A 24,096-nucleotide genomic window follows, 5' to 3' on the forward strand; every position below is an offset into this window, starting at 1 on the left:
GAGCTATATTAAACTATTCAAGTTGAGTTGTGCTACAGTCCGCAATTGATGCCCTTTCAGGATAAACCAATAAATAGGAGTAACACAGATCTATCAGAAGTTATTAAATTCATACATTGGAGGCTAATTGATGGCAGATGAGATAGATTATAAGATAATTGGAAGTGAGATGCAGCTTGTGGAGATAGAACTTGACACTAATGAAGCAGTAAGAGCAGAAGCTGGCGCAATGATGTACATGGGTCCCGGGATCAAGATGGAGACATCCACAGGTGGAGGACTCCTCAAAGGCCTCAAGCGCGCGTTCACAGGCGAGAGCTTCTTCATTACCAGTTTCATCCACCAGGGAAATGATAAAGGATACGTTGCATTCGGTGCACCCTACCCCGGAAAGATCATAGCTCTTGACCTTGGCAAGTTCGGCGGAAGTTTCCTCTGTCAGAAAGATTCGTTCCTCTGTGCAGCAAATGGTATAGATATCGAAATGGCACTCACCAAGAAAATAGGAGCAGGACTCTTCGGAGGAGAAGGTTTCATCCTCCAGAGATTAAAGGGAGACGGACTTGCCTTTGTACATGCCGGAGGAACTATAGTAGAGAAAGACCTTGCACCTGGTGAGACGATACGCGTAGATACCGGATGTATAACCGCATTCGAAGAAAGAGTTACCTACGATATTCAATTGGCAGGTGGATTCAAGAATGCACTGTTCGGAGGAGAAGGACTTGTACTTGCAAGCCTCACTGGCCCGGGAAAGGTCTATCTGCAAAGCCTCCCGTTCTCACGTCTGGCAGACAGGATAGTTGCTGCATCAAGATACAATACAGGCTCCCAGAGAGAAGAGTCCTCAGGAATAGCAGGCATAGGCAGCAATGCCCTTGGAGGACTGCTTGGTGGGGACCGCTCATTCTGAGCCTTAATCAAAGAACAACGGAGATCAACTAAAAATGAGACTGTTCGCAATTGCAGACCCGCATGGGAACTATTCGAAGATAGAAGAGCTACTGAAGATAGCAGGAAAGGTCGATGTTGTGCTCATAGCTGGAGATATAACCAACTTCGGCCCGGATGAGAAAGCTCTTGAACTCTTCTCCCTGTTCGAACAGCCGATCCTCGCGGTACCGGGTAATTGTGATCAGCGCTCAATAATTGATCTCATACATAATTCCCCTGCAACCGATCTTCACAGAAAGTCCGTGACCATCGAAGGAGTAAGATTCATAGGAATGGGAGGGTCTAACCCCACTCCATTCTGTACCCCTTTTGAGATACAGGAATGTGACTATGAAGAAAGTCTCGGAAAGATGACAGGGGAAAAACACGATCATAAAGAACCATTGGTGATCCTTACACATGCACCCCCGTTCGGAATACTTGATCAGGTCGGGGACGAGCATGTGGGATGTAAGGTCCTCACCGATCTCCTTGACATTGCAGATCTGATGGTCTGTGGACACATACACGAGGCCAGAGGAATTGTGCTATCCGGAAAGACCACAATAGTAAATCCCGGAATGGCAGCATTGGGCTTTGCTGCGGTTATCGATATAGGATCAGATACCGAGGATCCCAATATAGAAGTAACACTTATAGAGGCAGGTAGAGAAGATATTTAACCATCGAAAATATATCATAATGCAGGTGATCTCATGAAAGCAAAGATCTTGATAATATTGTTGATACTACTCTCATTCACGGTCATTGGATGTGTTGACGACGAAGAGGAAACCACCGTCGTGAACGACACGGACAATGTAACCACCGAGGACGTTGTCGAGGAGACAACTAACGACACTGATATGAATGCGACCGTTGAAGAAGAAATGGATGACCCTTCCGAAAAAGACGAACCAAAAATAATAGACTATGAGGGAGCAAAGACATATACTATCTATATGGAGAACTTCCTCGCACAGCCCAGCGATCTGACCATCAATGAAGGTGACTCCGTCATGTGGTTCAACCGCAATGACCCTAAAAGGATATTCACCCTTATAAGCAATGAGGATCTCTGGGAGAACACTTCCATGGGATATAGATTGTCCTTCACATACACTTTCAACGAATCCGGTACATACACATACAAAGTACTTGGTTGGGAAGAAAGGATGAAGGGAACCATTACCGTTAAATAAGAAAGGATATTCAGGGAACCCGATGAAAGTAAGGACTATCAAAGAAGGAGATACTGAAGTACTGGTTCCCGTCCCTGAGGAAGGGGCTAATTTTGCTCCTTCTGCAGCACCTGTTTTTTATAATCCGGCCATGGAGATGAACCGTGATATCTCCATAGCTGCTACATCTGTTTTTCTCAAGGGGATCGAACCGGACCCTGAGAAGGTGATCACCTATGTGGATGCACTCTCAGCATCCGGCATACGCGGGCTCAGGCTGGCAAATGAGATCGGCGTTCATACCACGCTCAATGACTGGAGTGAAGATGCCTGTGAGCTCATACAACAGAACATTGACAGGCTGGATATTGGAGATAAGGCAGTTGCAAGCCATAAGAATGCAAATGTCCTGCTTCATGAGAAACACTTCAATATAGTGGACCTTGATCCATTCGGGACTCCTGCACCATTTCTTGCAGCAGCTGCACGTTCCGTGGTCAACCTGCTTGCAGTGACTGCAACCGACACTGCACCCCTTTGTGGTGCCCACCTCAATTCCGGCATCAGGAAATATGCAGCAATACCTTTCAATAACGAATATCACAGCGAGATGGGAGTGCGTATCCTCCTTGGAAAGATAGCAAGGGAACTATCACTCCATGATAAGACTATGAGACCACTTCTATCCCATGCTACAAGACACTACGTTCGTACATATCTTGAGATAAAAAAAGGTGCAAAAAGAGCGGATCAGATGCTCAATGATATCGGGTTCATTGCTCATTGCCCATCATGCGGACACAGAGAAGCTATCAATGGACTTGCTGTACCTATTGAGAAGAATTGCAGCAATTGTAGTGAAGAGAATATGATCGCAGGTCCTTTGTGGCTTGGAAAGCTCCATGATCCTGAATTTTGTAGTGACATTATTGCTGACCTGGAAGAGCGCAACTGCGGCACCGGACAGAAAGCGATCAAAATGCTGGAGTTCTGCAGGGATGAGCTTGACATACCTATGTTCTACGATCAGCACCTGATATGTAAAAAACTTGGATTGTCAGCGTCTGAAATTGATAGAGTGATACAGGAACTTCGCGACAATGGATTCCTGGCATCAAGGACACACTTCAGTGGTACATCTTTCAAGACGGATGCAAAGATCACGGATATAGAGAAAATTATCTCTAATATCCGATAGAAATATATACTATTTTTATTCTAATGATATATATTAAAATATATAATACAAGGTATTATGATACTTTTTCAAACAAAAGGGTTCAAATTGCTTGTAAAGGGGAAATATTATGACGAAAGAATATGCTGAGCAACTTTTTTTACAGGAGAAACCAACTCTTGCCCTTCTGGCTATATGGTCCTTTCAAAAAACATATGCATCAGTGATCACAAAAGAGATCAATTCGACTTTTGCCCATACAACCAAGATACTGTCTAAAATGGAAGAGCATGGTCTTGTTAAATTCACAGTAGAGGGACGTGTCAAATATGTGGAGCTCACTGACCACGGCTACAGAGTGGTCGAGGCCCTTAAGAATCTGATAATGGCCATCGAAGGTGAAACACCTGAGACCACCGAGGGAAGCGAAGGCGAGGATACAGATGCCCCTGCCGAAGCCACAGAGGATGAAAAGAAACTCACCAGGGACCATATTGACAGGTTACATGAGCAGATAGTATCCACATACAATGATCTTTTCAATAATAGTTCAAAACCAGAGGAAATGAAGATGAAGATCGGTCCTTTTAGCCGGGATATCCAGTTACTCTTAAATTCTATAGAGAAGAATGAGGACCTTATCGATGATGAAGGTCTGGATAAGCTCGGTGAGATACAGAGCATCTTTGATACGGTTATGAAGCAATAATTGAAAGGATAATAAAATGGTCACTGTAACACTATTATTGAACGTCTACGGAAATAAGGAACGTGCACTGCATTCTGCTGAGGTCCTCATAGACAACGAACTGAAAGAACTCGATGCATCTGCAAAACTCTCAATATCAGATGATAATTGGATAATAGCAGATATCAGCGGAGAGGACAGTGAGTTCGTTTCCAATTTCCTGATGCAGAAATACGGCACACCTGTTAAAAAGCTCATTAAGAATGAGACCTACATAGGCGTTATACGTCAGATACATCAAAGGGAAATGGTTGTTGATATAGGGAACCTTATAACCATCCCACAAAAGAACCTTGCAATACTTGGAAGTGGAACTGCCGAACAGATCGCCACCCGCTTTGGAATAATAAGACACCTGCCGGTGAAGATCGAGATCACCGACGAGAAAGCGAGGCAGGGTACTTTTACCAAAGAGCAGGCAGACATCTGGTGGAACTGGAAGAAATCCGAGCAGGACAGAGTTATAGCTAATTCAGTTACACGTTCCGAGCTTAAGGCCGCAATCAAAAAGACAGGCCATTCAAGAGATATCTATGGCATAGAAAGACTTGGACTTATGGAACATATGATAACCTGCAGAGAGAACACTGATGGACCGGGTATTGTTGCCGCCATTGGCAGGCTTGTTAAAGGTGAGCTAGGGGTTATCAGAACAGAGAAGTAGAACAGGTTTTTTTTTAATAAAGGTCCGTTTAAAGTTCTATCATCTGGAAATGGCATGCATCGCAGTTCTCATCACATTTACCAAGCATCTGCATCACGCATTCCACACCCAGCTTTTCCTTGAAGACACCTTCAAAGACACCCTGGGCAAAAGAGCATAATGTTTTTTCCTTGATCGGTATGGACCTGCAATCAAAAAAGTCATGAACAGCGATCTTTATCGGATCTTTACTTATAACAGTGAAACTTCCGATCTCATGGTCCGTCCAGAAGGTTACCATCTCATCAAGGATACTACCCATATCATTTGAAACGAAGTTCTTTGAAAGACTGGCACCAACATCGTTCCCTATTTTCCTCATAATAGGATCACAGTTCACACCATGGGCACGGAAACCATATTGTACGGCATGGAACAGACATTTAAGACAACCAAAAGAGTCCATTTCAGGAGAACCGATAACATCAAGCATTTCGCTATAGTGTTTCATTCCCGGTTCCTGAGAACATGCAACGTACTGACATTTTAAGAAATAGACCTTTTTCCTTTTGTCGTTGGCATCTGTTGCCTCTTCAAGAAGGTTCTGGGTCTTCAGGTCGTTGAGATGAACAGAGATCGTTGACTTGGCCTTTCCTGTATGCTGAACTATTTCATCAAATGATCTGCAACCGCCCTTTAGGAACTCAAGTATCTTTATCTTTACAGAACCATTAAGAGCAATAACTCCAATATCAGTGGAAAAAATAGCCGTGTTATCTCCGTTGTTCATTCAATATTGAATATTGCAACAATGTATTTAAATGTTCGCAATTTGACGAATGATTTATAATCGATAGTCAAAGACTATATACAATTCCCTATTTAAAACCTTTTATTTTAATATATTTGAATAGATCCTCATAGAAAGAACCACCAAGAACAGATCAATATGAGAAAAGTCATTCGTGTACCAATAGAAGAAGCAGAGAGCCTAAGACTTGAAATTGCAAGCTCGGGCAGGCTCGACCAGGATAGAAGGATAAAGGTTATCGAACAGGAAGAACGCTTCCTTGAAATACCTGTCACTGAAGACATTGAGGGTTTTGAGACATATCTCCAGGAAGAACCAATATTCTACAACAAATGGCGATCCCTTGAAGACAGGATGAAAGGAATTGTTCCCAAAGATGAGATCGACCTGTTACCTTCTGGATGGCAGATACTGGGAGAGATCATAGTTATCACGATCGATCCGAAGATCGAGCATCTGAAAGAGAGAGTTGCGGAAGGCCTTCTTCAAATGTATCCAACATGCAGTACAGTAATACGTGACCTTGGGATAAGCGGTCAGTTCCGGCTCCCTCAAAGAGAGATCATCATCGGAGAGACAACAGAGACCATCAACAAAGAGAATGGATGCCTGTTCAAACTTGATGTTACAAAGGTCATGTTCTCCAAAGGGAACCTGCACGAGAAAGCCCTCATGAGCAACATAGGCGCCAATGAGACCATCATCGATATGTTCGCAGGCATTGGCTATTTCACGATCCCAATGGCAGTACATGCAAGACCTGAAAAGATAATTGCGATCGAGATAAATCCACAGTCATACGCATACCTGAAGGAGAACATAGCTCTGAACCATGTAGAACACATAGTTGAAGCACTGAACGGAGACTGTGCACAACTTACTCCAAAAGGTGTTGCTGACAGGGTGATCATGGGTTACGTGAACACCACTCACCACTATCTCGATCAGGGAATAGCTGCTTTGAAAGAAAGTGGTGGTATCCTGCATTACCATGAGACCACCCCTGAAAGTCTCCTGTTTGAAAGACCTGTGGAACGTATCAAGCAGGCTGCATCAAAAGCAGGCAGAGATGTCGAGATACTCGAATGCAGGAAGATCAAGAAATATTCTCCCGGCGTCTGGCACGTCGTTGTGGATGCCCGGATCAGTTGAAGTTAAAAAGTCAGGGCTTTTGCTACCACCATTCAGAAAAAGAGCTAAGTAAAAAATATGTGTCATTTTTTAGGGACGTGCCGGCTTTGCCGGACCCTCCGGGACGGTTGAAGTTATACATGATCAGTGATCGGTCAAACTTAGTATCCCCTGCGTCCTTGTGTATCTTATAGTTCTGCAAAGATCATTGGCAGACAAATAACAATATGACCATCCGCCGCAGGCGGCACGTTCCTTTACTGCTATATTGCAGACTATCGAAATAGCGCAGTTATTGAAAATTGCTGTGTTCAAAGTTGCAGTTAGCAGAATCCCTACAGAACCTAAAAAAATAGAAAAATATAAGATGTCAGAGCTTTTTGACCTCATTGGTCATGTCTGCATCGATTATGTAATCGAAGTCAATGTGTCCCGGCCAGTTGCAATTTATAAGCATTGACTGGAAGCACACACCAATGATGAGCTTCTCCTCAGCATCCTTCATAAGATCATCAACAAGAACATTCATCTTTTCCGGCTCAACACCTATCTTTGGCATTGCAAGCCCACCCAGCAGAACAACAGTATCAGCAGAGGGGTCTGCTATATCTCCAAGCTGCATTCCGTTAGTAGATGGAACTATCATGCGTGCTTCGTCTGAACGAAGATCAGGAAGGAACACCAGTTTTTTATCGGTACCTCTAAGGACAAATGCCATCAGCTCTGCAAATGGTGTGCAAAAACCTACAGTGCCGATAAATGTGATACTTTGAGAATCGTTAACGAGTTTTCTGAATTCGGTAAGCTGGCCACCGATACCTTTTGAAGTACTTATGATCTCCATATACTGTCTCCAAAAGAAAAAAGTAATACAACCTTTAAGGTTGTATCGGTATTATTTGAGTATGTTAAGTACTCAGACTTCTTTTATGCCAAAGGATTCCAGAAGAATACCAGGGTTGATCCTTCCGCTTGTAAAGGACTTCTTTGTCTTGGTATCGTTCACTGTGATCTTGGCTGGTGCGAACATTCCTGCATCTACCTTGAAGAAGTCGAACTCTGCTTCCTTGAAGGTGGTGTAGAATGGCTTACCGAAGTCCCTTGAGGTTGTGGATGGTGCCTTCTTGACGAAGTCCTCGAGCTTCTCAGCATCTCCGTACTCAACGGTGTAGTAGGTCTCACCACAGTAGATGATACAGTCGTTGGTGGATCCCATACATTTTGTATCGTCACCGACAACAGGTGCAATAGGAGCAACACCGAAACCGCTCTTGATGGTGTTGATGTCGTAGCCGATGGATTCGAGCTTGTGGATACCAGTCTCGACAACACGTGCTGAGATCTGTACGCATCCTGCAATTGAAGCTGTTGGTGCAACAGCGATGTAAACGTTCTCAGGGTCGACACTGCAGTGCTTTGCAATGTATTCAACGACTTCCTCGGTTGGTAATTCGCTTGATTCCATTACAAGAACAGCATACTCAGAGTCATCTTTGTAGCCTATTTCTTCGTAGAGCTCTTTTGGTTTAAGACCCAGTGCCCTTGCAGGACCTGAACCCATACCGAAGTATTTACCTACTGCAATTCTCCATCCTGCATACTGGGATGCCATACATGCGATGGTTGGGTGGTCGGTAGCTATCTGGATAGCTGGTACTGGAAGACCATCAAGGTCGAACTTTGTGTAGCTTATGTCTGCAAGGTCTGCAAGACAGAGACGGGAAAGGTACATTCCTGCATCATATCCACCTTCTACATTCACACCACAGTCAATTACTGTAGCGCCATTCTCAAGTTCTGTGGACTTGACCTTCAGTTCCTCTTCCCAGTCAAGCATTTCATCGATTATAGCTAATCCCTTTTCGTTGACACTTATCATGTTTATCACTCTAAAGCTGTTGATCGAGTGATCATTGGGCAGTCAAGCATATATAATTGACGATTCTGCATGAAGGTGCGTATGTTGATTTTCGTCAAGCTGTAACTTATAGTCCCAATGTTGTCACTATTAAGATCGATAAAAAGGAAAAATAGCTGCAAACAATAAAGTGATCAGGCTTCTTTTTTAAGCGTGAGCCAGAAGATACTACCCTTGCCCTCAGGATTGTCCTCCACACCGAACCCCTCTTTGTGAAGGTCCATTATCCGCTTTACAATGGCAAGACCAATGCCGGTTCCACGTATCTCTTGCTTATGAAGACGTTTGAAACGTTCAAAGATGGATGCCTTGCTGGAGTTGGGTATCCCATCGCCCTGATCGATGAAGCTTATCTTTAGTTTATCGCCATGGCTGGCAACCTCAATAATAACAGTGCTGCCTTCGGGACTGTACTTTATAGAATTGGACAGGAGGTTGACGAACACCCTCTCTATCATAGGATTGGCAACAGCATAGGAGCCACTCTTTAACTGAAGCCTTACATCTATTTTCTTTTCTTCGGCCTGATGCATGAAACTATCAATAGTATCATGCAACATAGAATCAATATCGATCTTAACAAAACTTATATCATCTACTGATTCTAATTTTGCAAGATGTGCTGCATCCTCTATCATGGCAATGAGCTTTTCAGTAGACAAATTGACATTGGACAACAGTCTTTTTTTCTTCTCATCAGACTCCATTTTCAGAAGGATATCCACAAATGACTTGATAAGACCTGCAGGATTGAGCAGGTCATGCCGCATGACATCTGTAAAAAGGTCCTTCAGGTCGTTGGAACGCTTCAGTTCGAACGCATACTCCTTGAGCTGTTCTTCAGCAGCCTTTCTTTCTGTGATATCCTCACCTGATATGAGAATACCAACCGTATTACCCGAATCATCCCTGAGTGGAGAATCATACCATCTGTAAAGTCTTTCCTCTCCGCTGCTTATGATAACAGGGAACTCACAATATTCATAGGCCTTTGTTGCACCTGATATGAGTTTTTTGTAATGCTCACGAATAGCATTCAACGAATTACGTGGAATGAAGAACTCGATCCATTCTCTGCCAACCAGCTTCTCAGGACTATAACCCAGAAATTCAGAACCTTTCTTATTTATGTGAGTTACCTTAAGATCAAGGTCCAGGACAGCCACAAGTACACCAATATAATCGAGATATTGATAGGCTTTGTTCTTCTCGGTCAGAAGAGTATCATGCTGGTCTTTTATCCTTAGAAGAGATGCTATCTTCTTATCAAGCTCGAACTTACCCACGGGTTTCTTTAAGAACTCATCAGCACCGGCATCTATACCCCTCTGATGATCTGCTTTGTCAGTGAGAGCCGTTACCATAATGATAGGTATGAAATCCATCTTGAACTCATTGCGGATCACACGGCAGACATCATAACCATCCATTTCCGGCATCATCACATCAAGAAGGACGAGGTCAGGATGTTCCGATTTAACCTTTTCAAGTGCATCCCTGCCATTGTAAGCTGTAACTATATCATATTCATCCCCAAGATAAACTGAAAGTAGTTCCACATTCAATGGTTCATCATCAACAATAAGGATCTTGTGTTTAGAAGATGTCATCCAGATGAGAATATAATTCTACATTTATATAAAGATGTCTAATTATTTAGATCACCATTTCATGAAATGGAAAATTATGCATTCTCCAGCATAAATGCCTATAAGATCTATTATGTCTGCACACATTAAGAAATAATTATATCTAATTGTAAAATAATATTGTGCTGATGAATAGTAGATACATCAGGAACTGAGAGATCAAATGTTATGGCATCATCAAAAATCATCACCATGCAACGGTGGTTTCAATATTATGCAACGATCATACCGCCTGTTGCGGTCAAGATATATCATTTGTTTCATCCCTTGTAACAATTACCAACAGTGAGATGATGATCTGACAATGGAAAGGACAAAAATCATAGTCGCAACAGGAATCATAATAATTGCTGGAATAATTGCAGTGAGCATACTGCTGCAAGAAGCACCTGTAGTGATACAGATAGAAGGAGAATCTTTCAAGATCATCGAGATCCCCTATTCGTACACTACTGGTGAAGCATATATGCTGTTGATATGTGGCCTTTTCTCCGGAATGGCATTGTATCAGATACTGATAAGTCTGAACATCCATCCTTTCGCAGGCGTGGACACCGGATCAATAGATAATAGAGGTTCTGATGTCAAGAATGATAATGAAGAACTTTTATCACCACCCACACTGAGCAGGGAACAGGTCATCCTCATGGCCCTTGAAGGGGATGAGAAAAGGACCGTCCGGACAATTGTGGACAATGGAGGGCAAATGCTCCAGAACGAGCTTGTCAATCGTCTCGATTTTTCCAAGGCCAAAACATCAAGGATCATTTCAAATCTTGAGAGGAAAGGCATCATCAGCAAACAGAAATACGGCCTGACGAACTGCATCTCACTGACCGAAAAGATAAGGGGTGAGAACAGATGAGAAAAGTATTTCCATTGATCCTGGCAGGGATCATACTGATATCTGTCGTGATCTGGTGGCATTATGATAGTACTGTTGATGTCAGAATAACTGGGATCGATGCACCCCGGACCCTGGGGGTAGATACCATCAGATCCAATAACATGAACGAGATAAAGATCACCATACAGAATAATGAGACAAGGCCGGTAGAAATAAAAGTTGAAACTGAAAATGCCTTTGTTAATGCGGAAGGAGAAAGTGTCGATACATTCATTGTATTCGGTTATGACGGATACAGATACACTGACTATGTCTCAACACAGGATAAAATAAAGCTGGAACCTGGAGAGAACGAACTGACCCTTCTGCTTGGATACCAGGTGACAGGTGAACAGGACGTCCACATAAGGATCGTGAACAACGAGGTCGTTCTGGATGAGGATTCTTTTACCGTCGAGGTCATGCCTCCGGAGATATCTGTGGAATTGGATAACGAAATGATCATTCAGGATGAACTGGAGATCTACAATATCGATGCTTATGTGTTGAACAGCGGTATGGGGAGAGCTGAAGGTGTTGAAACAACTTTGAGTATCATCGATCAGGAAACGGGTGAAGTGATCTCGTCAGAGATAAGAAGCATTGTTGTTCCGGCGCATTCAAAAAGTGCTTTTAGCACATGGAAAGACTCGCCTGACGGAGTGATAGAACTAAGTTCAGGGGAGAATTCAGACGAGAGTTACATGCCAGTTCTGGCAGTAGCCAAAGGGAAAACAGGAGACCGATATGTTGTGAAACTTACCGCTATCTGGCAGGATCAGATAGCAGAAGGTGTGATACTGGTCCCCTACAATAATTCAGAAATTGGAGTTGAACTGGAGGTTGAACTATGAGAAGAACACAGGGATCGACACTTAGAACGATCGGACTATCATTACTTATTATAGGAGCTTCTCTGTTTGCACTTGTTTCTGTAGCCTGTGCTTTCAGTGAGCAGGGACATACTGATGATAATGATGTAAAAGTAATTAAGAATTCCAGTGCCCCATTATTTAAAATGGGGTTCAATTTTTCAGCAATAATAGATCATTTCCAGTCATTTATCCATAACGAAAGAAATGATAATGCTAGCCAATTGAAAGATATTACTCAAAATGGATCACAAAGTAAGGAAACTGACATTTCCCGTTCATTCATCCTTAACGGCAAAAGTGATAACGTAAGCCAATGGATCGATGTGCTGGAAAATGAATCAGAGACCGAAGATAACAGGCATCATGCCGCATATATGCTTGGAGAGTCCGGAGACAGCAGAGCTGCAATACCATTCATAAAGATCATTGAAGATACTGAAGAAGAAGATCCCCTGCGTCAGTCAGTTACCAGCTATATGGGAAAAGTAGGAAATGATAAGCATACCGATATGCTGATCGGACTTCTTGATGATGAGCTTTTAGACATACCTGCAACCACATCCATGGGGGACCTTGGAGATGAAAAAGCAGTAGGACCACTCATGGATATACTCGCAAATGAAAGCCAGTCAGAGAATATGCGAATGGCTGCAGCAAGGTCACTGGGACAGATAGGGGATGAGAGAGCAGTAGAATTGTTAATTGAATGTCTGGATGATGATTCCCCATATCTGAAAAGCGAAGTTGCCTGGGCCCTTGGAGAGATCGGAGATGAGAGAGCGGCCGAACCTTTAATCAATATGCTGGATGAAGAGTATGAATTTACAGTTACTAATTCAGCCGAGGCCCTTAACAAATTAGGAATATCAGCAGATGAAATACTCATCGAAAATCTTGATGATAGAGATGTCACTGTCAGAAAGAACTCTATCTATGCACTGAGTTCTGTCGGAGGACAAAATACCCATAGTGTCCTCCTGGAAATTGCAGAGGATAGAACAGAGGATAAAGATGTAAGAAGAGCTGCGATCTCAGCCCTTGGAAGATCAGAAGACCATGACATGATCGACCCACTCACCGACATTATGGAAGATGAAAATGAGAAAAAAGACGTAAGAACTGCTGTTCCCAGGGCTTTATTGAATATAGATAAAGATAAGGCCATTACGATACTTGTAGAGGATCTCTCGATCGAGAACATGGAAGTCCGGGCAAGTATCGTATCCTCATTTAGAAAATTAGAAGAGGACAGGGACAAGGTTCCGATGGTCATCGAGCCTATTGGCTACCTATTACAGAACGACGAGGAATGGCCTGTAAGAAAACAGGCTGCAATAGTCCTTGCGGACATAGCCGGAGAAGATGCTTCCGGATATCTGGATCTGGCTTTGAATGACGAACACCATGATGTGAGGTCCATTGCAGCAAACAAGCTTGTAGCTCTTGCTGACAGGAATTCAACTTACCCTCTGATAAAGGCCCTTAACAATGAGACAAATGAGTATACCCGACGTTATATGACACTTGCACTTGTTCAGACAAATGACAGCAGAGCAGTGCCGACACTCATACAACTTATGCAGGACAGGGAAGAATATCTAAATGTAAGGATGGAAGCTACTGAAGGACTTGGGACCATCGGGAACAGAACAACAAGCAGATCCCTGATGGAAATACTCAAAAACAAAGATGATTCTCCAGAAATTAGAAACACGGCGGCAGTTTCACTCGGTCAGATAAAAGATCCGGCAGCAATAGAACTTCTTACTAAGATCGCAGATGATGAAGAAGAGTATCCTGCGATCAGGCAGAGTGCTGAACTATCGCTTGAAATGATCCAGGGGGCAAAAGCTTCCTGATATCTTAAATTTTGATAGAAAAATCTGGTACTCTAGAATTCATCATCCTGAGCATAACTTCTTCCCAATTTCAGAGCGAGTTCCGCTTTTTTAAGCTCCTGACCCAGATAGGCAGCATGCTCCATTCTCGATACGAGTTCCATTTTAAGGATAGTATCCATGACCTCTCTTGCAGTCTCACCAACTATGGAAGCACTTTCATGTTCTGCAAGGATCTGCCCTCCTTTCATCCCATAGGGACCAGGGATTATACTGACCCTGATACTTCCCTTTGGATCAAGTGTCCACATCTTATTTTTCTCTGCACGTATGAAGGTTTCAGGGAGCATTGAATCAGTACGTCTTCTTTTCTCTTTAGCTTCGATAAGGTCGATCCCAAGGTCCTTTGGAGAACTCTCACGTTCCCTTGCAAGCATCATCATCTGGGAAGCCCGTTTAAGTTCGTTGATCGAGCCCTGGGTCTTGTTGCTGTACTCGGGAGTGAAGAGGATGCTTGCACCAAGGTCTGCACCTATACCACAGAGAGTAGCATTCACACCAGTAGAATCGGCATCGATAAGTTCTGTGACATTGCCGATCCCGAAGAAAACCGGGATATCAGGATTCTGCTCATGGAACTCCATATACCTTACAATTGAGCCACCTATGCCATGACCTATCGGGTCAAGAACAGGATCTGCTATGAGTTCCTTAACCCCTGCTTCACGGGCAAGTTCCATATTCCTGATGAGGCTATCAAAACCCTCTCCCTGATCAGGTATCACAACAGCAGGCACCCCTGCTTCTGCAATGTGAGGACCAACAATAGATATATTGCTGCTGTCAAGGCTCAATACCAGGTCTATACCACTGTCAAGGGCAGCATTGATCAGTTCGGGATCAAGTGTGTCTATGCTCAGTGGAAGAGAAGTCGTATCACGTGCTATTCCTATTGCACGCTGTACATCCTCAGGCGTTGCATGGAGAGATGCACCCAGGTCGATCATGTCAGCACCTTTCTTCTCAAAGCTGCTTATCCTCAGGGCAAGGGTCTCCTTATCAAGTCCTGTGGCATCCACAACCTCTGCCAGCACCTTCATGCGGGAATCACCACCTACCTTCATTCTGCCTAATTCCATTGGAGCTACAGCAGCATCTTCAAGTTCCTGTACCTTCTCAAGAGCCATCTCCCTGCGGATATCTGCAAGTAGCTCACAGGCAGGCACTTCCGTGGAGAAATCCATCTTATCCGCAAAAGGAAGCACAAAACCCAGATCATAGGCATGTTTCGGACCAAGGCGTACCTTGCATCCGAGTTCAGCTTCAACCTTTATGAAATCACCTGCCACAAGACCTGGGATAAAAATAAGATCATGATCAAGGTCACTGATATACTGATCAATGGCCGCAAGCAGTTTGCGAGGAGTGATGAATGCAGCGACCTTTGTGTCAGCAACAACAACATCAGCATGGTCCCCAACTGCACTTCTTACAGTCTGTTCAGCAAGTGTGCCTGTAGCTACAAGAATTTTCATGATTGGAAATAGCAGTGAAAGTAAAAAAGAATAACTGCCGGTCAAAAATTGAACGGCATGTCCGACATATGCCGGACAGCTTGCTTAAAGATCAGTGAATTATGTCGATTATCGAACCGCCATTGCTTCTGGTCTGGATAGGCTCGACTACCGGACGGCTTACTCTGTTCATTGAGGTGCTTGCACGCCTGTATGAACGTGGTGCCTCTGATTCCCTGTTTGAAACCGGTGCACTCTCATAAGCGATGTTTGCCTGTGGATGTCCGAGTATCTGTGCTGACTGGACACCTGTCATGATAGCCATTACACGTACCTTGCCCTCATACTCAGGAGTTATACGTGCTCCCCAGATAACATTTGCACTGGATGAAAGCTCGTATGTGAGTGAAGCAGCGATCTCCTCAGCCTCTTTAAGACTAAGGTCAGGGCCACCTGTGATGTGTACAAGACTGCCTGTTGCGCCTCTGTAGTCCACATCAAGAAGTGGGTGGTTGAGTGCTGCGCGAACGACATCGTCGCTCTTGTCCTGGTTCTTGCTCTCACCTACAAGCATTACTGCAACGCCGCCACAGCCCATGATAGCTCTGATATCGGCATAGTCGATATTGATGAGTGATGGCTGTGTGATGGTCTCTGTGATGCCCTTTACGGTCTCAGAGATGATCTGGTCCATTACTGAGAATGCCTGGTCGATAGGAAGGTTAGGTACGTACTCAAGGAGTCTGTTGTTGTCAAGTACGATAACGGTATCTGCGGCACGGCGGAACTCTTCAAGTCCCTCTTCTGCCTTAACTGCCCTTGCTCTTTCAACTCTGAAAGGACTGGATACCATACCTACAACGATAGCTCCCTGTTCCTTTGCTACCTCAGCGACAACAGGTGCGACACCGGTACCGGTTCCTCCACCCATTCCAGCTGTAACGAAAACAAGGTCTGCATCCTTGAAGATCTCCTCAAGAGTGCCACGTGCAAGTTCTGCTGCCTTGGCACCTACCTCAGGATAACCACCTGCGCCAAGACCACGTGTAAGTGTCTTGCCCACAAGTATCTTCTTGTCTGCACGGATAAGGTCAAGGTGCTGCTTGTCAGTGTTTATTGCCACTGTCTCTGCGCCCTCGATACCCATGTTGTAAAGTCTGTTAATAGTATTGTTACCTGCTCCACCACATCCGACGATCATGATCCGGGGTTGCCCAAGGATATCGAATTCGTCATTAACTGCGATCGAACGGCGGTACTCTTTCTCTTTCTCTGTGTGTTTTAATGCTTCCTGAACTATTGACTGCACTTTCATCCCCTCACGGATTTGTGTCATTTCGGTATAGTGTTCTGGTTTTTCAGTTGCTGCTCAATTTTACTGTAACCATTTATCAACGTTTATTAACGTTCTGGAATTCTGTAATTGCTATATTTCCTTTATTCTTTTTATACTTATCCTTTTATGCAAGTTATAATTGGCATCAGACCAGACCATGAAAATCACAGAACAACTTGCTTAATGAAGTTGATCCTGATCCACATGGGACAGATCCTGCCACATTAACATGCATTCGGTCCAAATAAAGGACCAGGGCGTATAACGGACCTTTGCCAGATATTACATTTAAATAAGTAACTATATAAATTTAACCTGACAAATTATTATATTAGTCCTTTGTATATAAACATGCGCCCCCAGTATTTACCCATATAGTCCCGCATGAAAATATATATGGCATTTAATACATTACTGTAACAAACATATATACCCGATTAAAAGAATTAGAACCTTATTCGATCAACACTAACGCCGGAGAGTTTTTTTGGACGGAACAAATATTGCATTAACACTCTTTTTCCTTTACTGGCTGGCTGTAATAATGCTGGAAAGAAAGGGAATATTGAAAAAGTATAATATAAGCACATACGGGCCTGTCCTTATGATAAGGACAACACATGGCCTGAAACTTCTGGATAAGCTCGCCATCCCAAAGAAAGCCTGGCGTGTCTACGCGGACATAGGTATCAGACTGATGTTCATAGGAATGATAGCAATGTTCCTGGTCATCATCTTATCAGATCTTGCCATGCTGGCATCGATCGGTGATAATTCGATGCCTGAACCCGGGAAGTTCAATGAAGCAAGGAACATCTTCCTGATACCTGGTGTCAACGAGTTCATACCATTGACATGGGGTATTATCGCACTTGTTGTCACTCTTGTAGTACATGAGTTCTCACATGCCATATTATGCCGTGTAGAGAACATCAGGGTGAAGTCCATGGGAATATTGCTTGCAGTGGTCCCTATTGGAGGATTTGCAGAACCTGATGAAGAGGAACTTTTTGGAAAGAAGGAAGAAGAGATAACTTATGAGAACGACCCCTACGGCGACCGACGTCTTGGAATAACGATCAATGATGATGAACCTGAAAAGAAGGTCGTAAAGACAGATGAGAAGATAGCCACCCGCACACAGAGAGCCAGGATCCTGGCCGCAGGAGTAATGGCTAACTTCGTGGTCGCACTTATCGCATTCACTTTACTCTTCGGCCCTGTCCTGGGTGCAATGTCACCCCTCGGAGACACAATGATCGTAGATGTTGCTGAGGACAGTCCGGCCTATGCAGCAGGTATTCGCGAGAATATGGTCATCACGCAGATAGATGATACACAAATAGGCAATGTCAATGATATGCTAGAATACCTTGAAGGACTGGACACAGGAACCATGGTCACGCTCCATGCGGCATCTGACCGGATAATATCTACATATGATGTCGAGGTCATAGACCCGGATATAGAACCATCAGGAATATCGATCCAAAGTATAGTTGAAGATTCACCGGCATCTGCTGCCGGACTTGAAGCTGGCACCAGTATCATGTACATAGATGGCAGTCCCATACGCTCTTACACAGATTTCCAGTCCATAATGAACACCAGCGTACCTGGCCAGGAAGTCACTGTTGAGATAGGTAGAGAGGACACAGAAGGTACCACCAGCTACAATGTCACTCTGGCACAACATCCGGATGTTGAGACAAAGGGATTCCTCGGTGTTGTCACAAGTTATGACGGACAGGTAGCTACATCCCTTGGAATATCAGTTGGAGAATTCCCTGCAACAGCATATCTTGAGCTCTTCAAGAGCATACCACAGATGCTAAAGGGACTTGCAGGATGGATCATCCTTCTCGGATTACCGATCATTGGCTTTGCAGGAGAAGGATTCCCAGGATTCAGCGGCACCCTGGCACAGTTCTATGAACCTGTAGGATGGGCAGAACCTTTCGGAATAGGCGTATTCTGGCTTGCTAACGCACTCTTGTGGATCGGATGGCTCAACTTCTATGTAGGGCTTTTCAACTGTCTGCCTGCAGTGCCACTTGACGGAGGACACGTATTCAGAGATTACATGAACGCATTCCTATTCAGGGTCACAGGAAATGAGGAAAAAGCAGAACATCTTTCAGCACTTGTGGCAGCGACCTTTGCAATGCTGATACTAATGTCATTCCTGTTCATGATATTCGGACCGTACATCGTGCACGGGTTCTAATGAGCAGCACACAATAGAATTAAGAACAGGCTACAATGTGAAGGTGAGCTGAATGAGAGTAAAGCACCTATGGCATATGACAGTACTGAAATCAGTAGCTGGAGCTCTTGCTCTCATATTGTTCTATATGCTGCTGTTCATAAAGATAATGACCTACGAAGGTCAGACCGAGTATGCAAACCTTTATGATGCATTCTACTGGGTGATCACCACCCTTACAACTGTAGGCTATGGCGATATCATAGTTACCTCTCATATAGGGAAAATATATTCGGTCTTTGTTCAGCTATCCGGGATACCACTGGTATTTGGAGTTCTCTTCACCCTGGTCATAATACCGTGGATGGAGAAGATGATCCATTCCAACATACCCACCAAAGCTTCAAAGAAACTAAAGGACCATATCATCATATGCGGATATAACAAACTCATAGAGACACTTATCGAGGAGCTAAAAGAGAATGATGTACCTTACATCCTTATAGAAGAGGATACCGGACTTGTAAAGGACCTGCTTAAAAGGAACATCCAGACCATATTTGGTGCAGTGTATGAAGAAGAGACCCTCAAAAATGCAAACATCAGAGATGCACGTTTCCTGATCGCTAACCGTTCTGACGAGATGAATGCGAATATAGTACTGACAGCACGTAACATCAGTGAACTTAACATAATAGCCATTGTCGAGGACAGGTCCAATAAGAAATACCTGAAATATGCCGGTGCAACAAGCGTTGTATCACCAAAGGAGATGTTTGGCAGGTTCATTGGAAGAAAAGCCGCAGATCCTTTTGTTAACAGGCTTACAGGAGCCACCGAGTTCTTTGAAGGTGTCAGTATTGTGGAATTACCGATCTACCCGAAAAGTCCCCTTATAGGAAAGACCATGAAAAATGCAGCTATCCGGGAAAAGACAGGTGCTAATATAGTAGGTATGTGGAAAGGAGGAAGCCTGACCTTTATCATCAGATCTGATGAAGTGATCAAAGACAACTCAGTGCTACTTGCAATAGGTTCTACTGAGCAACTGTCCCGTCTGAAGAAACTGACACAACATATGGAGTGAAACTCAATGGAAGATACGACCAAAAGAGATGAACTGGTAGTGCTCGGATGCGGTGATGTTGGCAGACGTGTGGTGGAAACTCTCAAATATGCAGATATAAAGTTCACAGTTGTAGATTCCAATGAACAGAACTTCGAGAATGCAGATTATAATTATGTTGTTGGGAATGCAACAGAGGAAGATGTGCTCATACAGGCAGAAGTTCCAACTGCTTCCACTGTTATCGTATCCCTCAATGATGATACAGATGTCATGTTCGCTACACTCATTACAAGAGGATTGAATCCAAGTTCAACCATAATAGCACGGGCAAACTCATACAGATCGATCGATAAGATATACAAGGCCGGTGCTGACTACGTTGCGGCATTGCCCATAGTTGCCGGCCAGATGCTTGCAAAAATGACATCATCCTGTCTTGCTGTCTCATGCAATAAAATGGATGAGGATATCATGCTCTATGAAGGCATAGATATTGAAAAGCACACCGTTATAGGTGACAGAGGTCTTGCTAACAAAACCGTATTGGACATCGATCTGCGAAACAGATTCGGATGTACCATAATAGGCATAGAAAGGAATGGAACAGTTATCACTGATATCCTCCCTTCAACAGTGATCAGGGAAGGAGATATTGTGGCTGTGGTTGGTGGCAAGGAAGAAATAGCGAAATTCAAGGAAAAGTATGTAAAGGTCAAGTTATACTAAGGGAAGACCACCTTTACGGATCGTGACAAATGGAAATAATAATTCTCGCTCTTATTGTATTCTGTACATCTACGCTTTTCTCAATGATCGGACTGGGAGGAGCCATATTCTATGTGCCCTTCTTCTACTGGCTCACGGGAGATTTCATCTCATCGGTTACGATCGCACTTCTTTTGAACACGGTGACATCAGGCTCTGCAGCCATCACTTACATAAGAAAGGGCATGGTCGATTTCAAGGTAGCCATCCCTTTTATCATTGCATCCATGACAGGTGCCCAGATAGGAGCATATTTCACACAGGTGATACCAGTTAGCTTGCTTCTTTTTGCACTGACCATCCTGATGATATTTGTCGGAGAGGAAATGATATTCTCAAAGGCACAGTTACTGTACAAGGGTAAGCATTTCAGTGACCATAGAAGATATCCGGCCATAATTGTTGCAGGTTTTGTGATAGGGACCATAGCAGGAATGATCGGAGTGGGCGGAGGAACCTTTGTAGTACCATTGCTATTAGTATTGGGATTCACGATCAAGCGGGCTGCAGCAAGTTCAGGCTTCATTGTGCTCTTCACATCCCTCTCAGCCTTTGTCGCACATGCAAGCTCATGGGATCCTGAGATCCATATGCTGGCAGCTGTGGCGATCGCCTCGTTCTTTGGTGCACAGCTGGGTTCACATATAATGCACAGCAGGATCAGACCGGAGACACTGCAAAAGATGTTTGGGGTCATACTCTGGATAATGGCACTCAAAATGCTGTCAGGAATGATATGAGAAGCATTTTTATCGCAAATGATAGAAACCTTTAATACAAGATGCAGCAATCAGTAGTTGCTTTGCGGGCCTGTAGGGTAGCCAGGATATCCTGATGGGCTTCGATGTGACCATAATGGTCCGGAGATACCCATCGACTCGTGTTCGAATCGCGGCGGGCCCGTTCTTTTGTTATATTTGTTTTCAAATTCTTTTTAAAGTTATATTTATCACTGGAGTTGATACTATCGCTCCTTTAGCATCCAGCAAACGTAAAAAATTAAAGTGCTGCTTTTTAACACTGATACCAACATCTTAATTAAATTTCAGTAAATAGTGATATTTGAGAGGTATTACTAAAAATGATCCGAATATCAAACACTTTGAAATGGCAGATACTGTTGATCTTATTGTTTGTATTATTATCCAGTTTGGTGGTAGCGAGTGAAAATAATGAGGAGAATTTTTCATATATAAATGACAGTATTTTTTCTGACTATGGAACTGTTATTTTTGAAGATCTAGAAAATGATCCTGATATGATTGCTATCCGAGGAACGATACCTGAAATAAAGAATTCAGAAGAACTAAAAGAATGGGATGCGGAGCTTCGTGGTCATAGAGAAAATATAGGGTCTTTGATCGAACCATATATGACCTCAAATGATGGTCCGGTAGTGGCACTTGCATATAATAGTGATGGATACATGCGTGTATACCTGGATAAATATCTAGAAACGGAAATTAATGATACAACAATTGACATGCTTTATCAAATAATTGAAGAAGAGTATGAGCAAGAAGGAATTGATAATGTCCCTGTAGCTTTTATTTTTAGATATAGAGCCATTGAAACAATCGAAAAAGAAACATATTTATCTGGATTTAGTTCACTTTTATGTTTATTAGTTATTATGTGTTTGATAGCATTAAAAAAGTATAATTAGTTGTTATTCAGTTAGAACGAGTTATTTTATGAGTTCCTAACATGAACTTGCAAAGTTATGGCTCTCTACAGAGCCATTTTAAGCCTATAATTTAAAAAAGTATTATTAAAAAAGTAATTATGACCGATCAGAGAAGATCGATCTCAAATCCTACAACAGGTTGTCCAAGTCCGAAATTAACTATGACCTGTGGGAACAGTTCTCCCATGACACCTATCTTTTTACCGTCAACGATAATGTCAGCTCTCCTGCCTTCCATGAAAGCCGGATCCTCTGACTCAACGATCTCGTACTCGATAAGTCTTTCACGCATAAGAGCTTCCACGAGCTCCCTTACTTCAGTAAAGTTAGCCTGAGCATTGATGGAAACACCTGCAAGGTGAAGGCCGTTCTTGCCACTAATGACAACATCCCCGGCTTCGAATATACGCTGTGGGAGTTCCCTGTGCTGGTTCATGGAAAGGATCTCCATGAGATTTGGCAATATGGTTGTCCTGACCATTGTCTGGTCCTCACTGATAGGATGCATGACATAGGTCACATCATCGGTCTTTTCCCTGCACATCCAGTCAAAGTGAACCCTTTCGCTTGTAAGAGTGAATGGCATGACCTGTGAATAACCAAGACCTGTCATTATCTCACGCATATCTGAACTGATGTCGGAGAGCATGTGGGACTTACCTACAGTAGCATTCATAGGGAATACCGCAGGGATCTTATCAAAACCGTATCCTACTGCAATGTCCTCAATGATATCCGAGTTGTCAAGAATATCCGCTCTGTAGCGTGGGATCTGTACCTCGATACGTCCGTCATCGAGTTCCTTTGCACCAAAGCCCATCCTGTTGAGCTGCTTAACGATCTCATCCACAGGAAGGTCCATGCCAATAAGACCATCTATCTCAGCTCTTTCGAGGATCTTTGTCCTTGCGCTGAGGTCAAGAGGAATATTCTCCGTGCCATCCGCACCAATGACCTTCACATACTCGATCTGTCCACCACGTTCTGCAAGAGCAGTTGTGACGATGTTAAGAGCTGTGTACACCTCATTGCTAAGTCCGGTAACATCCACCAGAAGGTCAGTGGTATCCTCAGTTACCATTGTAAGAGTACCGTTGATTATTGGCGGGAATGAAAGCACATTGTCATTTGCATCAAGAATAAGCGGATACTTGTCGAACCCATCAAGGATATGAGCAAAGCGTGTTCCCTTAGGATGTTTCTCAAGGATCTCCTTCATGGTCATAGGTTCTGTGAAGTCAAGAGGAACAAAGCTGAAATCAGGGTCTGCTGCGATATAGCGGAAAGGAGCCTGTACCTTTGACAGGTCGTGCACACCTATTGATACCTTCTTACGGTCACGTCCAAGTCCCCAGTGAAGGGATTCCTGAAGGTCCATAAGTGTCTTGATGGCACTGGAACTAAATTTGACACCACGGACGACCGCACATCCGAAAACAGGACGTACAGAATCAATGGAATCATCCTTTGTGATCTCTATTGTGTAAGGTTTTACCTCATATTCGCAGAAACCTGGCTCTATGTCAAGGAAACCACGAATTGCACGTGCAACACCCTCCACACTGTAAAGGTCCGGACGGTCCGGGAAGAATTCGATATCTATGGATTCCTCTTCAATACGCTCTATATCTGCCCCGATCATGGGTATGCGTTCTATAATAGTATCTTTATCTGTTCCGGTTAATTGTTCAAGGTCATCGTATGGTAGGGTAATGATCGGCATCGGTAT

The 24,096-nt window shown here is 43.5% G+C and carries 22 protein-coding genes and 1 tRNA gene; 16 read left to right on the plus strand and 7 right to left on the minus strand.

Annotation, left to right across the window (positions count from 1 at the left end):
* Positions 1–130: 130 nt before the first annotated feature.
* The 6 genes from BM008_RS04715 to BM008_RS04740 all read left to right on the plus strand — a co-directional run bounded on the left by BM008_RS04715 (position 131) and on the right by BM008_RS04740 (position 4,703).
* Entirely contained in the window at positions 131–913 is a 783-nt protein-coding gene (locus tag BM008_RS04715; RefSeq protein WP_091933790.1) for a TIGR00266 family protein, read from the plus strand.
* A gap of 34 nt (positions 914–947) precedes the next feature.
* Entirely contained in the window at positions 948–1,616 is a 669-nt protein-coding gene (locus tag BM008_RS04720) for a metallophosphoesterase family protein (RefSeq protein WP_091933793.1), read from the plus strand.
* A gap of 33 nt (positions 1,617–1,649) precedes the next feature.
* The gene (locus tag BM008_RS04725; protein WP_091933795.1) at positions 1,650–2,135 is read left to right on the plus strand and encodes a cupredoxin domain-containing protein; all 486 of its coding nucleotides are present in this window, start codon (positions 1,650–1,652) and stop codon (positions 2,133–2,135) included.
* Positions 2,136–2,157: 22 nt separating this feature from the next.
* On the plus strand, positions 2,158–3,312 hold the full coding sequence (locus tag BM008_RS04730) for a tRNA (guanine(10)-N(2))-dimethyltransferase (protein WP_091933798.1): 1,155 nt from the start codon (positions 2,158–2,160) through the stop codon (positions 3,310–3,312).
* A gap of 109 nt (positions 3,313–3,421) precedes the next feature.
* A complete protein-coding gene (locus BM008_RS04735) occupies positions 3,422–4,000 on the plus strand; it encodes a helix-turn-helix domain-containing protein (RefSeq protein WP_091933799.1) in 579 nt (192 codons plus the stop codon).
* Positions 4,001–4,016: 16 nt separating this feature from the next.
* Positions 4,017–4,703: a DUF2110 family protein gene (locus tag BM008_RS04740; RefSeq protein WP_091933802.1), complete on the plus strand. Its 687-nt coding sequence runs from the start codon at positions 4,017–4,019 to the stop codon at positions 4,701–4,703.
* A 28-nt stretch (positions 4,704–4,731) separates the two neighbouring features.
* Here BM008_RS04740 and BM008_RS04745 read toward each other — a convergent pair whose 3' ends face one another.
* Entirely contained in the window at positions 4,732–5,472 is a 741-nt protein-coding gene (locus BM008_RS04745; protein WP_091933805.1) for a transcriptional factor MsvR, read from the minus strand.
* Between the two features lie 159 nt (positions 5,473–5,631).
* On the opposite strand from BM008_RS04745, the gene BM008_RS04750 reads away from it, so the two are divergent.
* A complete protein-coding gene (locus BM008_RS04750; protein ID WP_091933808.1) occupies positions 5,632–6,645 on the plus strand; it encodes a class I SAM-dependent methyltransferase in 1,014 nt (337 codons plus the stop codon).
* 349 nt (positions 6,646–6,994) lie between these two features.
* Here BM008_RS04750 and BM008_RS04755 read toward each other — a convergent pair whose 3' ends face one another.
* The 3 genes from BM008_RS04755 to BM008_RS04765 form a co-directional block, all read right to left on the minus strand.
* On the minus strand, positions 6,995–7,468 hold the full coding sequence (locus BM008_RS04755) for a DUF2124 domain-containing protein (protein WP_091933812.1): 474 nt from the start codon (positions 7,466–7,468) through the stop codon (positions 6,995–6,997).
* Positions 7,469–7,540: 72 nt separating this feature from the next.
* Positions 7,541–8,503, minus strand: a complete 963-nt coding sequence (gene mch, locus BM008_RS04760) for a methenyltetrahydromethanopterin cyclohydrolase (RefSeq protein ID WP_091933815.1) — start codon at positions 8,501–8,503, stop codon at positions 7,541–7,543.
* Positions 8,504–8,676: 173 nt separating this feature from the next.
* On the minus strand, positions 8,677–10,152 hold the full coding sequence (locus BM008_RS04765; protein WP_091933818.1) for a response regulator: 1,476 nt from the start codon (positions 10,150–10,152) through the stop codon (positions 8,677–8,679).
* Between the two features lie 343 nt (positions 10,153–10,495).
* Between BM008_RS04765 and BM008_RS04770 the strand changes: the two genes are divergently transcribed.
* From BM008_RS04770 to BM008_RS04780, 3 genes are read left to right on the plus strand one after another with little or no spacing between them, the layout of a single operon-like run.
* Positions 10,496–11,056, plus strand: a complete 561-nt coding sequence (locus BM008_RS04770) for a helix-turn-helix transcriptional regulator (protein WP_245747882.1) — start codon at positions 10,496–10,498, stop codon at positions 11,054–11,056.
* Positions 11,053–11,931 (plus strand): hypothetical protein, encoded by an 879-nt coding sequence (locus BM008_RS04775; RefSeq protein ID WP_091933821.1) that lies wholly within the window; start codon positions 11,053–11,055, stop codon positions 11,929–11,931. The genes BM008_RS04770 and BM008_RS04775 overlap by 4 nt, the downstream gene beginning before the upstream one ends.
* A complete protein-coding gene (locus BM008_RS04780) occupies positions 11,928–13,811 on the plus strand; it encodes a HEAT repeat domain-containing protein (protein WP_091933824.1) in 1,884 nt (627 codons plus the stop codon). The genes BM008_RS04775 and BM008_RS04780 overlap by 4 nt, the downstream gene beginning before the upstream one ends.
* 32 nt (positions 13,812–13,843) lie before the next feature.
* Here the strand turns inward: BM008_RS04780 and BM008_RS04785 are convergent, their stop codons facing one another.
* Positions 13,844–15,325 carry a dihydropteroate synthase-like protein gene (locus BM008_RS04785; protein WP_091933826.1) on the minus strand — a complete coding sequence of 494 codons (1,482 nt, stop codon included), beginning with the start codon at positions 15,323–15,325 and terminating at the stop codon, positions 13,844–13,846.
* A 91-nt stretch (positions 15,326–15,416) separates the two neighbouring features.
* On the minus strand, positions 15,417–16,613 hold the full coding sequence (gene ftsZ, locus BM008_RS04790; RefSeq protein ID WP_091934270.1) for a cell division protein FtsZ: 1,197 nt from the start codon (positions 16,611–16,613) through the stop codon (positions 15,417–15,419).
* Between the two features lie 514 nt (positions 16,614–17,127).
* On the opposite strand from ftsZ, the gene BM008_RS04795 reads away from it, so the two are divergent.
* The 6 genes from BM008_RS04795 to BM008_RS04820 all read left to right on the plus strand — a co-directional run bounded on the left by BM008_RS04795 (position 17,128) and on the right by BM008_RS04820 (position 22,346).
* Positions 17,128–18,867: a site-2 protease family protein gene (locus BM008_RS04795; RefSeq protein WP_245747883.1), complete on the plus strand. Its 1,740-nt coding sequence runs from the start codon at positions 17,128–17,130 to the stop codon at positions 18,865–18,867.
* Positions 18,868–18,919: 52 nt separating this feature from the next.
* Positions 18,920–19,933, plus strand: coding sequence for a potassium channel family protein (locus BM008_RS04800; protein WP_091933829.1), 1,014 nt, complete (start codon positions 18,920–18,922; stop codon positions 19,931–19,933).
* A 6-nt stretch (positions 19,934–19,939) separates the two neighbouring features.
* Positions 19,940–20,641, plus strand: coding sequence for a potassium channel family protein (locus BM008_RS04805; protein ID WP_091933832.1), 702 nt, complete (start codon positions 19,940–19,942; stop codon positions 20,639–20,641).
* 29 nt (positions 20,642–20,670) lie between these two features.
* On the plus strand, positions 20,671–21,420 hold the full coding sequence (locus BM008_RS04810) for a sulfite exporter TauE/SafE family protein (RefSeq protein ID WP_091933835.1): 750 nt from the start codon (positions 20,671–20,673) through the stop codon (positions 21,418–21,420).
* Between the two features lie 66 nt (positions 21,421–21,486).
* Positions 21,487–21,583 (plus strand) — tRNA-Arg (locus BM008_RS04815).
* 250 nt (positions 21,584–21,833) lie between these two features.
* Complete coding sequence (locus BM008_RS04820) at positions 21,834–22,346, plus strand: hypothetical protein (RefSeq protein WP_143072278.1); 513 nt, start codon at positions 21,834–21,836, stop codon at positions 22,344–22,346.
* A 127-nt stretch (positions 22,347–22,473) separates the two neighbouring features.
* On the opposite strand, the gene pheT is transcribed toward BM008_RS04820, so the two are convergent.
* Entirely contained in the window at positions 22,474–24,090 is a 1,617-nt protein-coding gene (pheT, locus tag BM008_RS04825) for a phenylalanine--tRNA ligase subunit beta (RefSeq protein WP_091934276.1), read from the minus strand.
* Positions 24,091–24,096: the final 6 nt, after the last annotated feature.

The sequence above is a fragment of the Methanolobus profundi genome, assembly GCF_900114835.1.
Lineage (GTDB): Archaea > Halobacteriota > Methanosarcinia > Methanosarcinales > Methanosarcinaceae > Methanolobus > Methanolobus profundi.

Bases quoted from the DNA above. Each gene is read 5' to 3' on its own strand.
- BM008_RS04730 (WP_091933798.1), top strand. From the start codon at position 2,158: ATGAAAGTAAGGACTATCAAAGAAGGAGATACTGAAGTACTGGTTCCC.
- BM008_RS04765 (WP_091933818.1), bottom strand. From the start codon at position 10,152: ATGACATCTTCTAAACACAAGATCCTTATTGTTGATGATGAACCATTG.
- BM008_RS04740 (WP_091933802.1), top strand. From the start codon at position 4,017: ATGGTCACTGTAACACTATTATTGAACGTCTACGGAAATAAGGAACGT.
- BM008_RS04805 (WP_091933832.1), top strand. From the start codon at position 19,940: ATGGAAGATACGACCAAAAGAGATGAACTGGTAGTGCTCGGATGCGGT.
- BM008_RS04750 (WP_091933808.1), top strand. From the start codon at position 5,632: ATGAGAAAAGTCATTCGTGTACCAATAGAAGAAGCAGAGAGCCTAAGA.
- BM008_RS04800 (WP_091933829.1), top strand. From the start codon at position 18,920: ATGAGAGTAAAGCACCTATGGCATATGACAGTACTGAAATCAGTAGCT.
- BM008_RS04735 (WP_091933799.1), top strand. From the start codon at position 3,422: ATGACGAAAGAATATGCTGAGCAACTTTTTTTACAGGAGAAACCAACT.
- BM008_RS04715 (WP_091933790.1), top strand. From the start codon at position 131: ATGGCAGATGAGATAGATTATAAGATAATTGGAAGTGAGATGCAGCTT.
- pheT (WP_091934276.1), bottom strand. From the start codon at position 24,090: ATGCCGATCATTACCCTACCATACGATGACCTTGAACAATTAACCGGA.
- BM008_RS04785 (WP_091933826.1), bottom strand. From the start codon at position 15,325: ATGAAAATTCTTGTAGCTACAGGCACACTTGCTGAACAGACTGTAAGA.
- mch (WP_091933815.1), bottom strand. From the start codon at position 8,503: ATGATAAGTGTCAACGAAAAGGGATTAGCTATAATCGATGAAATGCTT.
- BM008_RS04770 (WP_245747882.1), top strand. From the start codon at position 10,496: ATGGAAAGGACAAAAATCATAGTCGCAACAGGAATCATAATAATTGCT.
- BM008_RS04780 (WP_091933824.1), top strand. From the start codon at position 11,928: ATGAGAAGAACACAGGGATCGACACTTAGAACGATCGGACTATCATTA.
- BM008_RS04755 (WP_091933812.1), bottom strand. From the start codon at position 7,468: ATGGAGATCATAAGTACTTCAAAAGGTATCGGTGGCCAGCTTACCGAA.
- BM008_RS04775 (WP_091933821.1), top strand. From the start codon at position 11,053: ATGAGAAAAGTATTTCCATTGATCCTGGCAGGGATCATACTGATATCT.
- BM008_RS04725 (WP_091933795.1), top strand. From the start codon at position 1,650: ATGAAAGCAAAGATCTTGATAATATTGTTGATACTACTCTCATTCACG.
- BM008_RS04720 (WP_091933793.1), top strand. From the start codon at position 948: ATGAGACTGTTCGCAATTGCAGACCCGCATGGGAACTATTCGAAGATA.
- BM008_RS04745 (WP_091933805.1), bottom strand. From the start codon at position 5,472: ATGAACAACGGAGATAACACGGCTATTTTTTCCACTGATATTGGAGTT.
- BM008_RS04810 (WP_091933835.1), top strand. From the start codon at position 20,671: ATGGAAATAATAATTCTCGCTCTTATTGTATTCTGTACATCTACGCTT.